9 protein-coding genes are annotated in these 14,585 nt (G+C 44.4%); 5 read left to right on the top strand and 4 right to left on the bottom strand.

The annotated features are described in order from the left end of the window. Positions 1–224 precede the first annotated feature (224 nt). From CXF83_RS20710 to CXF83_RS20690, 5 genes are all read left to right on the top strand, one after another. Positions 225–1,121 carry a LysR substrate-binding domain-containing protein gene (locus tag CXF83_RS20710; protein ID WP_101093465.1) on the top strand — a complete coding sequence of 299 codons (897 nt, stop codon included), beginning with the start codon at positions 225–227 and terminating at the stop codon, positions 1,119–1,121. Between the two features lie 713 nt (positions 1,122–1,834). Next, entirely contained in the window at positions 1,835–5,539 is a 3,705-nt protein-coding gene (locus CXF83_RS20705) for a response regulator (RefSeq protein ID WP_101093466.1), read from the top strand. A gap of 117 nt (positions 5,540–5,656) precedes the next feature. Then, on the top strand, positions 5,657–8,059 hold the full coding sequence (locus CXF83_RS20700; RefSeq protein ID WP_101093467.1) for a zinc-dependent metalloprotease: 2,403 nt from the start codon (positions 5,657–5,659) through the stop codon (positions 8,057–8,059). 186 nt (positions 8,060–8,245) lie between these two features. After that, a complete protein-coding gene (locus tag CXF83_RS20695) occupies positions 8,246–8,680 on the top strand; it encodes a hypothetical protein (protein ID WP_101093468.1) in 435 nt (144 codons plus the stop codon). 135 nt (positions 8,681–8,815) lie between these two features. Beyond that, the gene (locus tag CXF83_RS20690; RefSeq protein WP_101093469.1) at positions 8,816–9,130 is read left to right on the top strand and encodes a hypothetical protein; all 315 of its coding nucleotides are present in this window, start codon (positions 8,816–8,818) and stop codon (positions 9,128–9,130) included. A 102-nt stretch (positions 9,131–9,232) separates the two neighbouring features. Here CXF83_RS20690 and CXF83_RS20685 read toward each other — a convergent pair whose 3' ends face one another. The 4 genes from CXF83_RS20685 to CXF83_RS20670 form a co-directional block, all read right to left on the bottom strand. After that, on the bottom strand, positions 9,233–9,577 hold the full coding sequence (locus CXF83_RS20685; protein WP_101093470.1) for a DUF6677 family protein: 345 nt from the start codon (positions 9,575–9,577) through the stop codon (positions 9,233–9,235). A gap of 70 nt (positions 9,578–9,647) precedes the next feature. Continuing rightward, entirely contained in the window at positions 9,648–10,040 is a 393-nt protein-coding gene (locus CXF83_RS20680; RefSeq protein ID WP_101093471.1) for a hypothetical protein, read from the bottom strand. Between the two features lie 197 nt (positions 10,041–10,237). After that, entirely contained in the window at positions 10,238–13,318 is a 3,081-nt protein-coding gene (locus CXF83_RS20675; RefSeq protein WP_101093472.1) for an efflux RND transporter permease subunit, read from the bottom strand. 59 nt (positions 13,319–13,377) lie between these two features. Further along, positions 13,378–14,457 (bottom strand): efflux RND transporter periplasmic adaptor subunit, encoded by a 1,080-nt coding sequence (locus CXF83_RS20670; RefSeq protein WP_101093473.1) that lies wholly within the window; start codon positions 14,455–14,457, stop codon positions 13,378–13,380. Positions 14,458–14,585: the final 128 nt, after the last annotated feature.

The raw sequence follows: 14,585 nt of genomic DNA, 5'->3' as shown, positions 1-14,585 counted from the left end.
ATTATTTGATTTTTATTATCATTGTCGTTATATTTTAAAATTGCACTGAAATTTATTTTTATATTTAGTGTTCACGTTATAGGTAGTGTTTGTGATCCCAGTCTTATTATTAAAAAAACCCGTTCCATTTAACTATGGAGTAACACTTTATTGTGCGCGTCATTACATTTTTTAAGTAAAATCTTATGATAACCTCCTGTAAGGTTTTCGATATTTAGTTAATTATGAATAATAATATTCCGTTAAGAGCACTTCAGATTTTTGAGTCCTGCGCAAGATTAGAAAGTTGCTCTCTTGCTGCTAATGAATTGAGTATTACTCAAAGTGCTGTATCGCAGCAGATTAAACAGCTGGAAGACTACTTCTTAGAAAAGCTATTTTATCGGAATTCAGGAAAAATCAACTTAACTGAAGCAGGCCTTGAACTGAGGCAGAGACTGTCTCCGGTTTTCTATGACTTGAATAGTGTCTGTGCCAGTCTGGTTCCAACGATGTCTGGTGAGGTCAGGGTGCACTCCTATACTTCTCTCGCGGCCAGATGGTTGGTTCCAAATATGGAGAAGTTGAGAAGGGAATATCCTGAGTTGAATATTAACGTCGGCATGTTTCAAAATGACATCGAAATGAGCGATATGATTGCCGATATATTTATCGTAACTCGAGAGTCGCAAGATGGTTATGTGTTTAAGCCGCTTATTAAAGAGACGCTTATTGCATTTTGTAGTCCTGAATATCTTGAAAAGTCGAAAAAAATTACGTCGCAAAATTTACATGATCACTGTTTGTTATTTTCCAAACATAAAGATTATGGTCTGGACTGGGATAGCTGGTTCAGGGATAACGGTATCGAAATGAGTTCCGTTCAGAAGAAGTTAGTGTTTAATCATAATATGCTAGCGGTTCAAGCTGCGATATATGGAGAAGGTGTTGTACTGGGGGTTGAACAAACCTTGAAGGTTGAAATCGATTCGGGCAACCTGGTTAAATTAGATCTTCCTTCATGTTATTCAGGTTTTAATTATTCGATAGCCTATAAAGCATCGAAGCAGCGCGATGCAAGGATCATGAAAATCGTTGATTGGATCTGTGACAAATATCCTCGTGTGGGTAGTAGTAAGTAATACCGCGAAGCTTTGTTTTATACCAAACACTGTCCATCACTTGGACAGTGATAAATCTCGTACCTTTTTCTTCCACGCACCTGAAGAGCATCAATTTCTGTCACACCAGAAAGTCTCCATTAGCTATGTTTATGTTCCATAGCCGTTCTCAGCCTTATATCAAAGGTACTTTTGCCAATTTACCTCAATCATTTTGTGCATTCTCAATGTAGAAATATTACTTTTCTAATGCTAAAACGAGATAGGCCAAAACCCTTTGTAAAAGAAATACGGCTGCCGTGGAGTCATTTAGCGACTGTTATTTATTGTTTTTTTATGGCAATTGCTGCATTTATAAATATTACGTGTTGTCAGTTGATATCAATAGCTACAATTACTCGTAGGATAAATAAAACGATCAGGCCATATCATTTTCTTTAAATGATTTAGGCTATCAATGTCAGAGAAAAATGGGCGTTGCCGTTCAATAAATGTGTTCGAGACATCCCATCTAAATCTTCACTCCTCGTCGTGATTTATACAGCAAGTGTAGGCTGGGAATTTACTCATATGCATAGGCATTTTTTTGTTTGATTAATTACATTTTAGGCTAATATAGAGTATTCCAATCAGCTATCTTCCTGATACTATTGGCCAGCATGCCAAGATAAACGTTGTTTAGGCATTGGCACTCACGATTACACATTTCGATTGAGCATTACCAAGGGTTGTAAATGAAACCGACTGATCCGGCTCCTCAGCTAAAGTCACAGATACAAAAAAATTATAGTAGGGCAGTTTTTTACACTTACATCGGTGTAATTATCATGGCCTTGGTGACTGCTTGGTTCTTTTTTGAAAGACAAAAAACACAAGTGATGGAGCAACGTGAAGAGCTTGTTGAGCGTCATGTGCTACAAATCGATCTGTTGCTTGAATCGAGTATTAGAGCGGTAAAGAGTTTGCGTAATGTCGCCATTGACCATTTAAGGTTGGGTGAACTGGTGCGTAAAGACCGCTTACCCCAGTATGAAAAATTTAACGAAAGTGGTCAGTTTTTTACACTGGAACCGAGTTATGCCCACAGTGGTGAACCGTTTACCAGCATGGGGCGGATAACCGGTGCGGGTTCTCTTAACGGCCGCAGTGATAAGTTCTATCAAGAACTGGAAATGCTGTTTGAGTTATCACTGTCATTCCCTGTTGCGACACAAGCTGCGCCTAAAGCCTCATCCATCTATTACATCTCTAAACGCCGAATAATGTCTTATTATCCGTGGCCATCGGATGATCAACGTTTTCGCGATGAACTGCTCAATAAAAAACAGTTCCAGTTAGTCACCCCAGCGATGAATCCGCAGCGCAGTATTGCGTGGAGTCCGGCCTATGTTGAGCCTGCTGAAAAGGGCTTGCTAACCACTCTAGGTGTGCCTATTTATCTCGAAGATGAGTTTATTGGATCAATCAACTTAGATATGACCTTATCTTCATTAGCCAAGCAGATCCGTCTCTATTTTAAAATGCCTGGTACGGTAATTTTACTGGATCAAGACAATAATATATTGTCCCATAGCGATATCGACACCTCGGACTTTAGTCGGGTTTACCATATCAGCCAAAAGATCCCTTCTGAATTGCACTCGATCCCAGAGTCTGAACTGTTTGATGCCCATGAAGGTATTATCCGTAATGGCTATTACATTCACTCAGTAGCGTTAAATAATGCGCCTTGGCGACTGCTGTATCTGCAAGATGTGGATGATCTGTTTAAAGATTCATGGGAAAAACTTGAACTGTCATTTGTGTTGGTGGTGATGGCGTTATCTATTTTGGTTACGATTGTGCATTGGCAGACACGTCGCTCGTTCGTTAATCCTGCCACTAGGCTACTCACGCACTTAGAAGAGTGCTCGGCGGAGCCGATAAAGCCACCGGAGAAAATTACCGAAGGCTGGGCCCCCTGGTTCCAGCTCGTGAGTCGGATTTTTGAAGAAAACAAACAATATACCCGACATCTAGCAGAACAAAACCGGCGACTCGACAAGCAAGTTGCACAGCGTACAGAGCGACTCAAAGAGACCACTGAACGACGTGAGCAAGAGTATGCGTTATTGCGTTCCTTACTGGACTCGATCCCCGAAGCTATTGTGTTTAAAGATAAAGAGGGTCGTTATTTAGGTTGTAACAAATCTGCAGAGCGCATGCTTGGTTACACCGAAAATGAGATCATAGGCCAGTATGCTGATGCACTCATCCCGAGCGAGCAAGCGGTGCGTATTCGCGCCGAAGATAAACGCGTCCTCGCCAATCGCGTGCCACTGCGTTACCAAGAAAAAGTGGATCTGGCAGGTAAACCCGTACTGCTTGATACGTTAAAAATTCCCTTCTATAACCGCCGGGATGAACTGTTAGGTTTGATTGCAGTATGGCGTGATGTTACCCGCGAGTATGAATCAGCTGAGCAGCTACGTTTGTCTGAAGAGCGTTATCATCTTGCGATGGACGCAGTAGAGGATGGCCTCTGGGATTGGTATCTAGATTCAGAGCAAATTATTTGTAATCCAGCGTATTACTCAATGCTCGGTTATAAGAGTAATGAATTTCCTGCGTTAGTCTCTACAATCGATGAACTTATTCACCCAGATGACCGTTTACGGGTAGAGGAGCATCGTAACGAGTACTTGAGCGATCCCGTGGGCACTTATGATGTTGAATTTAGAATGCTCGGTAAAAATGGTGAGTACCATTGGCTGCTATCGCGTGGTCGAGTGGTCGAGTTTACTGCGACCAATCAACCCAAGCGTATGGTCGGAACCCATAAAGATATTACCCGCCATAAGCGCAATGAAGGCGCCATGCTTGAAGCTAAGCAAGACGCTGAAATGGCAAACCTTTATAAGAGTGAATTCTTGGCCAACATGAGCCACGAGATCCGTACACCGATGAATGCGATTATTGGTATGTTGCAGTTGGCGCAGCGCACATCGCTAACGGCTCAGCAGAAAGATTACCTCGAAAAAGCCGGTTTCTCAGCCCATTCATTGCTGCGGATCATCAACGACATTCTCGATTTTTCTAAGATTGAAGCCGGTAAGCTTGAACTAGAGCGGGTCGCATTCCCACTCGATAAGGTGCTCGACCATGCGTTGGATCTTAACGCGCTAAAAGCGCAAGAGAAGGGTGTCGAGCTACTGTTATATGCGCCGGTCACCGCGGGGTTAATTCTTGAGGGCGATCCACTGCGTCTGGGGCAAGTGTTGATTAACATGCTGTCTAACGCCGTTAAGTTCACCCAGTCAGGTGAAATTGAGCTTGGCTGTGAAGATGTCGGTGAGCGAGATCATCGCATTACGCTTAAATTCTGGGTACGTGATACCGGTATCGGGATTAGTAAAGAGCAGCAAGCCATTTTGTTTGACGCCTTTGCCCAAGCTGATGGTTCAACCACCCGTAAGTACGGGGGGACCGGACTAGGCTTATCTATTAGTAAGCACTTAGTGTCAATGATGGGTGGCACCATGCAAGTTGAAAGTGAGATGGGGGTAGGCAGTACCTTTAGTTTCACCATCAGCTTTGAGATTGCCGAAGAAGCGGAAGTGTTGCCATTTGTGGTGCCTGCAACCGTAGGCAGCTTGAAGACCTTAGTTATTGACGATAACCCGACAGCGTTGCAGATCTATTCAAGCGTGATGCGAGATTTTCACTTCTCTGTTGATACTGCCGCCAGTGGCCCTGAAGGGTTATATAAATTAAGCAAGAATCCGGTCGATTTACTGCTGCTTGATTGGATGATGCCAGAGATGGATGGTATTGAGGTGATTAAAGAGATCGACGCCATGGTGGCTGAAGGCAAGTTGGCTAAGCGACCTGTGATCATCATGATGACAGCCTATACGGCGGAGCCGATGCATAAGGATATTGAAGGTGCTAATGTGTTTGCATTGCTGCAAAAACCCTTTAAAGCGTCATCTTTGTTTGACGAAATAATCTCGGCATTCTCCGACGAACCAAGCCTAAATCCGCTACCAGAGGCGAGTGAAGAAGAATCAGACAAAGATGCTGGTTATATATTGTTAGTTGAAGATAACTTTATTAATCAGCAGGTTGCGACTGAACTGCTCAAGAGTGCAGGTTATACGGTAGATGTGGCTGAAAATGGCCAAATCGCCTTAGAGATGATTGATGCGGCAAGCTACGATGCTGTTCTGATGGATATACAGATGCCAGTGATGGATGGTTTAACCGCCACCAAAGAACTGCGTAAACGTTATCCTGCATCAGAGCTGCCCGTTATCGCGATGACGGCCCACGCTATGTCTGGTGATAGAGAAAAGAGTTTATCAGCAGGGATGAATGCACATATCACTAAACCTATTGTGCTCAACGAGTTATTTGAAACCATCAGTTATTGGATTAATGAATGTGGTCGAAAATCATGATTAGCTTGATAATTTTTCATATAGGCTTGCTATAGTACAAGCCTATTTATTAAGCTAACAAATAATAAAGATTATTGTATTGATACAATAGCGAATAATAAGGCTCAAGGAGAGACCATGAAACCTTACAAACTTGCACTGGCAATCGCCCTAGCGACAATGCCACTGACCAGTGTGAATGCTGCTACTAATACCAACACGATCATTAAGAAAAGCCAAGCAGCCACAGGTTTCATTAATCTGTTTTATGAGAAAGCATCTGGCGATCTCTACATGGAAGCCAACAAACTCAACCAACCTTTTTTATTGCTCACCAGTTTACCGCATGGGGTTGGCTCCAATGATATCGGTCTTGATAGAGGGCAGTTAGGGCGTACCCGAATGGTACAGTTTGAACGCCATGGCCCTTACCTTATTCTTAAACAACTCAATACCGCTTACCGAGCTGACACTGATAATGCTGCCGAGCAACGTGCAGTAAAAGAGGCATTTGCTGAATCTGTTTTATGGCGCGGAAAATTGGTCACAGGTAAGCGTAATTTAGTCTCTATAAATGACTTAGTCGTTAACGATCTACATGGTATTAGCGATGTCTTAGAGCAGACTAAACAGGGTAGCTACCAATTAGACAAAACGAAGTCTTTGATTTTACCTGAAGGGGTTAAGTCATTTGAGCGTAATAGTGATGTGGATGTATTACTGACTTTTAACAGTGCCAAAGAGGGTAACTATGTTGCGCAGGTAACCCCTGATGCAAAACATATGTCAGTGCGTTTACGTTACTCGTTTATCGCTTTGCCTGAAGAGCAATATCAGGCGCGTTCTTATCACCCCATGAGCGGTTACTTATCTGATGATTATCTCGATTACGGCACCCGTGTCGATCAAGATATTCGTCAACGTTTTCTGCTGCGCCACCGACTAGAGAAAGTAACCCCTGGTGCAGCGCCAAGTCAGGTTGTTAAACCTATTACTTATTACCTCGATCCTGGTGTGCCAGAGCCTATTCGCTCAGCACTCCTTGAGGGCGCAAGCTGGTGGGAAGATGCCTTTACTGAAGCTGGTTTTATCAATGGCTTTAAAGTTGAGTTATTGCCAGAAGATGCCGACCCACAAGATGTACGTTATAACGTTATTCAATGGGTGCATCGCGCTACGCGTGGCTGGTCTTACGGTTCAGCCGTGACCGACCCTCGCTCGGGTGAAATCATTAAAGGGCATGTCACACTGGGTAGCCAACGAGTACGACAAGACCATCTTATTGCACGAGGTCTTACTGCGGGTTGGGAAGATAGAGCCGCGGCTGATGATGCCGCCATGGCGTTGTCACTTGCAAGAATAAGACAGCTTGCGGCCCATGAAGTTGGCCACACGTTAGGGTTAGATCATAACTTTGCCGCATCGAGCAATAACAATGCCTCAGTGATGGATTATCCACATCCTATGGTCACGATTAACGGTGACAAGATTGATATTACTAAGCCTTATGATGAAGGTATTGGTGCTTGGGATAAATATACCGTTGCTTATGGTTACGCTGAATACTCAGATCCAGCGCAAGAGAAAGCAGCACTCAAGGATATGCGCGCAGAAGTTGAGCGCCAAGGGCTTAGATATATTGGTGAAGCCGATTCAAGAGGGGCGGGGGCCAGTAACGCTTACGCCAGCCTGTGGGACAACGGCAACGACCCAGTGGCTGAATTGACACGTTTAAGTGCTGTACGCGCTAAAGCGATACAAAACTTCTCTGCCACTGCACTATTAGCGGAGCAGCCAAAAGGTGAGCTTAGTGATGCTTTTGTGCCGATCTACCTATTAACGCGATTCCAAATCAGTGCCGCCGCTAAGTTTATCGGGGGCACTGATTACACTTATGGTGACGGAGTGGACGGTAAATCATGGCACTACCTTGCCCCAGCACTGCAGCAGCAAGCATTGCAGGCCATTTTAGCGACCTTAGCGCCGAGTGAGTTAGCCATTTCTGAGTCTCTGCAGGAGATGCTAGTTCCTAAAGCGGGCAACTATAGCAATACTCGAGAAAGCTTCCATTCGGGACTCGGTGTGGTCGCGGATCCGTTAGGAATGGCTGAAGTCTTAAGTCGGCATGCACTATCACAAATTTTTGTGCCAGAGCGAATCAATCGTATAAACCAAGCTTATCTTAACGATAAAGAGCAATGGTCGGTGTCAAAAGTGACCGATAAAGTGCTCGCTAAAACGGTTTTTGCCGATATGCCAACAGGCCCTGAATTGGGTGTGTGGATGCGAGTCAATGCGGTGACTGTTGATGTGTTATTAGCGGCATACCATGACGATAAAACACGACCTGAAGTGAAGGCTCAATTAGCCGAACGTTTAGGCTATATGGTTAAGCAGCTTAAACGCAAAGTAAAACGTGTCAGTGCCTACGAAGCTGCGCACTTTGCTTGGTTGCAACAAGGCATTGAAAAGGGTTTGAACGATCCTAAGCTTAAGCTTATTGCTCATCCTTTACCTATGCCACCAGGTTCACCTATTTAAGCGTAATAGCCTTGAAAATCATCAAAGCGCTTAGTGAATAACTAAGCGCTTTTTTATTGGGCGCGGGAGGCCTGATTGTCAGTCTTTAATAAAAATATAAATGGAAACTATTGGGCGGATCATCTGTCTACTACTGTGCATTCACGGATCTTAACGATTGAATTTCTAGCAAGGGTAAATGATTAAATGATTAAAGGGTTAACACATTGGGTATTACTCATCTCATTGGTTGGGCAGTTTCTGCTGAGCCCTGCGATGGCGTTGCCTGATATACTACATACCCTAGATAAAAGCGATATACAGATCCAACAACGTCTTGCTGATACTGGTAAAACATCTTTACTGATAAACTTTTCAAACATCGCTTCGTCGATTGAAACGCAATATGGTGAACATGGATTTTTGTCTGACAGTCGTTATATCTATGGTGCTAATTGCGACGATGTGTGCCAAGTTTTAGCATCGGGTCATTGCACTACTCACGCACATTGTCCGATCGGTTTACATTTGTTTACTGATTTGTTTCCCATACAAGACAAGCTCGAAGGAAAGATTTCTGAGAGTCCTTGGCCGATAAAAACAGTTACTCTTCATATAGTTAATCCTCCTCCAATAACATAGTTGTCTAACATAGTTTTAATTTTTTGTATGTTATATGTATCAAATTGCAAAACTTGTCCTTTTTTTGTTCTCTAAAACAGGTAAATAACTTAGACTGTTTGTTAACGAAATAGGCAAATTAGATTGGAGTTGTATATGAAAATGTTAACCAGCGTAGCCTTATCTGTAATTGTTACTTTATTTTCTGCATCAGCAATGGCAGAACGACCAGATTTTTCTAAAACATCAGCTGCACGTGCTGATTACGATTTTTCTAAAAATATTGCCGCAGCAGCGCAACCCAATAATATTCAGCGTGGCTCGACTCGGCATGATTTTTCAAAGACGTTAGCGGCGACTAACGCTTATGATTTTTCGAAAAATGCAAAGTCAAAAATTATTCAGCATACTCAGCCGACAACGCAACATGATTTCTCTAAAACGAATGCCGCTAAAGAGTCATGCATGTAATCGCGACCGCGATTCTGCTTTGTTGAAATCAGCATTGTTAATAAAAAAGGGTTACTCAATGAGTAACCCTTTTTTGTTGGCAAATTTGGCTATATCGAACAGCTAGTCACTATCTTGGCGGCGGCCTAAACGGTAAGCATCTGCAATACCAATAATCCAAGTCACTATAAAACCAGCGGTAGCAAGGTTAATCCAAATCGCTTCATTGCCGACAGGCGCTTGAGTTACTGCGCTGTATATAGCATCAAGCTGTAATGGAATTTCTCCACTGAAGATCTGCTCCGATATTAACTGTGCTCGTTGATAGGCATGCCAGCATAAGTAGGATAAAGAGGCGATGGTCGTGACTAAAATGAGATTGCCTACCGCACGCTGCTTTAAATAAAAATGGCCTGCACCAGGAAAAATAAATGCCGATAACAAGGCTGCTTTTGTTGAGGTTTTCATGGTTATACCCATTCGGTTTAATAGGTGGTCTTAGAACTTTTCCTGGCCTTTTAAGAGGGTTCAGGCGTCTTTATTCTAGATCTATACGTCGTAACGCTTGCTGTAAAAATTCTATTTTTTCTGCTAATGCTGCTTTGTGAGTATGACGATCTTGGCTGGCATAATATTGGCTTTGAACGCCACTAAGCACCTGTACCAACCAGCCTCTTATCATCACATAATAACGCGAGTCGGTGCCGTAGTGAGTAATAATCTCTAATGAGTCGTTAGATGGATTTTCAAGTGCAGTATTTATCGCTTTTACCATTACGCCAATTGAATACTCTTCACTCTGTTGTTCCAACTGGGGTTTATCATCCAATGCTGTATTGGCTATCGCTTCGCTTGATAAGCAGGGGATAGATAGCAATGCTGCGGTGATTATCAGCTTGGAAGGTATTATTCTGAATATTAGCGGCTTCATAAGCAGACCATGATAGTAAGCAACAGCTGTTTACATTAACAGCCTCGTTGATCGATTACTCGTAAACTTTTGTTCATCAAACATCAGAAAGTATTCCGGCTTGGCCCATTTATGGGTCAAGCCGGAGCTGCCGGGAAGCATTTTTGTTGTACTAATTTAATTGATTTACGGGGTTAATTTAATGCGTTGTAACCTCCTTACTTCGCATTTTTATGTGGATAAGGAATGCGAAACATTAAGGTATAAGTGACGGGCAGTACGATGAGGGTCAATACTGACGCAAAGCCTAGTCCGAAGATGATGGTAATGGCCATTGAGCCGAAAAAGGCATCGGATAGCAGTGGCACCATCCCCAGCATAGTCGTTATCGCTGCCATCAACACAGGGCGTACGCGGCTGACCGACGAGTCTACAACTGCCTGATAGGCCTCTTTGCCTTCGCTGAGTTCGAGATTGATTTGATCGACCAACACAATGCCATTTTTAATGATCATACCGGTAAGGCTCAATAAGCCCAGCAGTGCCATAAAGCTAAAAGGGGCATCAAAGATCAGTAAGCCCGATACCACCCCAATCAAAGCGAGAGGCACAGTAAACCAGATCACCAAAGGCTGGCGTACAGAGTTAAATAACAACACTGTGATTAAGAACATGGCCAAATAGCCCATGGGTATTGAGCTGAATACCGACACTTGCGCTTCACCGGCTGTTTCAAATTCGCCGCCCCACTCCAATTCATAGCCACTGGGCAGTGGAATAGCTTCTATATCAGCTCTGATGTTTCTGAAAACGGAATCGGCGGTCTCATCGGTTCCATTGATGGGGTCGGCATAGACAGCCAGCATACGTTTTCTATCTCGGCGCATAATCAGTGGGTTTTCCCACTCGGTAGTGAACTCCGAGACCACTTGATTTACAGGGACAAAGACGTTGTTTTCACTGCTCCAAACTTGCAGTTTCCACAAGCTGTCGGCGTCGAGTCGCTCTTCTGCAGGAGCTCTGGCAATGATCGGCAACAGGTGGCTATTTTCACGATAAACCCCCACCTGCTTGCCACTGAAGTTAACCAGCAAGGAGTTATCGAGATCTTGTTTACTGATCCCGGTTTCACGAGCTTGTGCTAAGGCCAGTTGCGGGCGGATTAAGGTCACCTGGTTACGCCAGTTATGCCTCACACCAACTGCCGTAGGTTCTGCCTCTAAAATGGCTTCAGCTTGGGTCGCGAGTTGGCGCAGCACTTTTGGATCTTCACCATAGAAGCGCGCCTCAATCTTAGCGGCTGGGCTAGGGCCATTTTCCATATACTTGAAGCGGTATTCCGCTTCTGGGTATTTAAGGCTTAACTCCTGTTCTAGGATGCGCATATACTGATTCAAGCGAGTAAGATCGGTCATCTCTATCAGCAGTTGACCGTAAGCGCTATAGCCTTTCTCAGGCGCATAGGAGAGCACAAATCGTTGTGCACCTTGACCGATAACACTGGTTAAGTTGACTAGACCGATATCATGGCGCTGTTGCTGTTGCATCAAGTCTTGTTCGATACGGCCGAGTAAGTGTTCGGTTGCCTTAATATCGGTGCCCTCTGGCATCCACACATCAACAAAGAACATTGGCGTGTTTGAGGCTGGGAAAAACACGTTTTTCACATGTCCGAAGCCCATGACTGAGGCTATCAGGGCTGTAATAACCAACAGTATGGTCACAGAGCGAAAGCGCATCGCCGTATTTAAGCTGCTACGGTATATCTGAAATACCCAACCCTTATAAGGATCATCGTTTTCATCATCGCTGACGACACCGTCTTTGAACATTAGATGACAGAAAAACGGCGTCAATGTCATTGCGGTGATCCAACTGATAAACAAAGAGATCAGTAAGACTTGAAATAAAGAGACGCAGAATTCACCCGTGGCAGTGTCAGATAAGCCGATGGGTGCGAAGGCGAGAATAGCAATCACCGTCGCGCCAAGCAGTGGCCATTGGCTTTGCTTGACGACTTGTTTCGCGGTTTCTAAGCGACTGTAACCCCGCTTAATGCCGATGAGAATGCCTTCGGTAACCACGATGGCGTTATCGACCAACATACCTAACGCAATGATCAATGCCCCGAGAGAGATGATCTGCAGCTCAATGTTGAGCACACTCATCATGATAAAGGTGCCTAATATGGTCAGTAACAATACCAAGCCCATTAGCAGACCAGCACGTACTCCCATAAATATCAGCAGCACACCGATCACGATGGCAATCGACTCTGCCAAATTGATTAAGAACCCACTGACCGTTTGGTCGACCATCTTGCTCTGGTCATAGACCTTAAAGAGTTCAATACCGATAGGACGTTGGTTATCCAGTTCGCCCAATCTTTGGTTAATGGCCTCACCCACATCAACAACATTGACGCCGCTAGAAAATGCAATGCCCACCGATAACGCAGACTCACCGTTACCATGATAGAGCGTACTTGGCGTTTCATCGTTGGCTTTATAGATCTTAGCAATATCACCTAAATAGATGAGCTTAGTGCTGCCTGGTGCGCTAATCAGCAAGCGTTCCATCTGTTTAACGTGATTAAATTCGCCAGTAGGGTGTAAACGGATACGGTTATCGCCGACACGGATGCTGCCGGCATTGGACACCACATTTTGGCTATTGATCAGACTATAAATATAGTCTTGGTCCAGACCGAGTGCATTGAGCTTCTGTGGTGAAATTTCGACCACCACCTGCTCAGTAATATCACCGGCAATATTGACCTTTTTAACCCCATCGACCAGTACTAGTTCACGCCTGAGAAAATCAGCATAATTTTGCAGTTCTCGGCTGGTGTAGCCATCGCCAGTGATGTTGAGCAAAATGCCATACACATCGCCAAAATCATCAATAACCGCAGGGGTCGCGACCCCGGGGGGTAACAAGGCTATGTTGTCATTCACCTTACGGCGAAGTTCATCCCATACTTGCGGCAGTTCATCTGCCCCGTAATGCTCTTCAATTTCCACTTCAATCTGAGATAAGCCCGCACTGTTGACCGACGTTATGTGCTTGACGGCATCGAGTTGCTGTATGGCATCTTCAAGGACTAAGGTGACCTCTTCCTCTACCTGCTCGGGTGAGGCGCCGGGGTAAGCGGTAACCACAAGTGCTTGTTTAAGAGTGAATTCCGGAAATTCGAGCTGACCTAAGCCAAGAAATGAAATACTGCCCCCCACGAGCAGTAATAGGGCGAACATCCAGCTAATGACTTTATGTTCGATTGAATATTGAGCAAAATTCACAGATTAAATCCTTGCAGGCGAAAGAGAAACATAAAAGCTAATTCCAGTGTCATCAGGGGTTATACGCCACGCTGCCAACGCAGTGGTTTAACGCTTTGTTCGGCTGATAGGTATTGCACTCCAGCGACCACAAGTTGATCGCCTAGGCTTAGTCCCTCTAAAATTTCAATGCCATGGGTAGTGACACGGCCGAGGGTGACAATTTGTGGCGTCACACTGCCAGTATCAGCATGGTAGAGCCAGATGATGTTCTCGCCATCTTGATCGCGCTTCATCACTGCACTTGCTGGCACCACGGTTTTGCTGAGTTCATTGCCCAGTGATAGGTCCAATGTTAGCTCGGCGCTCATACCGGGAAGGATGTTGATGTTCGTCGGATTGGGTAGGGTATAGACCACTTCATAGCTCTGGGTGCCAGGGGTGACTTGGGTAGCATGCTCTTTCAAGCTGACCTGATAGCTTTTATCCAATTGAGTGCTAAAGCGCACCTGTGGCTGAAACTTGGCATTGGGATTAAATGCGATAGCTTTATTCGCCATTGATTCAGGCACCTGAATGACGACATCAATATGATGATTTTTCTGCAACACTAACACTGACTGATTGGCTTGGATCATCTGGTAATTGTCGATAGAAATTTTAGCCACTGTGCCGTCATAAGGTGCGAGTAAGCGGGTGTAACTTAACTGATCTCGGGCATTAGCAAGGGCAGCGGTGGCTGACTTTAATTGCGCCTTAGCAAGATCGTAATCGGCAGGTGAGATCAGCTGACGGCGAAGTAATTCGCCCTTACGTTTATAATCGGCGGTAGCCAACTCATGATCCGCTTCCCGATTAAGCAAAGTGTTGCGGGCATCTCTGTCATCTAATTGAGCCAGAGTCGCCCCCTTTTTTACCTGTAGACCTTCGACCAAATTAAAATCAATTAACTGACCAGAGACGCGAAAGCTCAAGTCGGCCTGCTTAGTCGCGGCCACTTTAGCAGGGAAAACACGAATAGAAGCGGCATTAATATCGGTGACTTCCAATAACTTCACGGGCCTTATTGATTGCGGTGCAGCTTCAGTTGATTCTGCGCTGCAGCCCGAGAATATGGCTGCGATCATAACAAGGATGAATGTTTGGGGGAGGTGCTTCATAAACCGAATTCCATAAGTGCGACAAATAGTATTAATGACGGCTAAGATAACAGTATCTAATTTTGAACAAAACGGGAATGAATGGGAGTGTGAGTTCCATAAAGTGAGACTATTTAACCTTGATTGTA

Origin of the sequence: Shewanella sp. Choline-02u-19, assembly GCF_002836205.1 — a bacterium.
Lineage (GTDB): Bacteria > Pseudomonadota > Gammaproteobacteria > Enterobacterales > Shewanellaceae > Shewanella.
The sequence above is the reverse complement of the archived record's forward strand: the minus strand, read 5'-3'. Positions and strand labels throughout refer to the sequence as shown.

Coding starts and splice junctions, on each gene's coding strand:
- CXF83_RS20680 (WP_101093471.1), bottom strand. CDS start 10,040: ATGAAGCCGCTAATATTCAGAATAATACCTTCCAAGCTGATAATCACC.
- CXF83_RS20700 (WP_101093467.1), top strand. CDS start 5,657: ATGAAACCTTACAAACTTGCACTGGCAATCGCCCTAGCGACAATGCCA.
- CXF83_RS20710 (WP_101093465.1), top strand. CDS start 225: ATGAATAATAATATTCCGTTAAGAGCACTTCAGATTTTTGAGTCCTGC.
- CXF83_RS20695 (WP_101093468.1), top strand. CDS start 8,246: ATGATTAAAGGGTTAACACATTGGGTATTACTCATCTCATTGGTTGGG.
- CXF83_RS20705 (WP_101093466.1), top strand. CDS start 1,835: ATGAAACCGACTGATCCGGCTCCTCAGCTAAAGTCACAGATACAAAAA.
- CXF83_RS20670 (WP_101093473.1), bottom strand. CDS start 14,457: ATGAAGCACCTCCCCCAAACATTCATCCTTGTTATGATCGCAGCCATA.
- CXF83_RS20690 (WP_101093469.1), top strand. CDS start 8,816: ATGAAAATGTTAACCAGCGTAGCCTTATCTGTAATTGTTACTTTATTT.
- CXF83_RS20685 (WP_101093470.1), bottom strand. CDS start 9,577: ATGAAAACCTCAACAAAAGCAGCCTTGTTATCGGCATTTATTTTTCCT.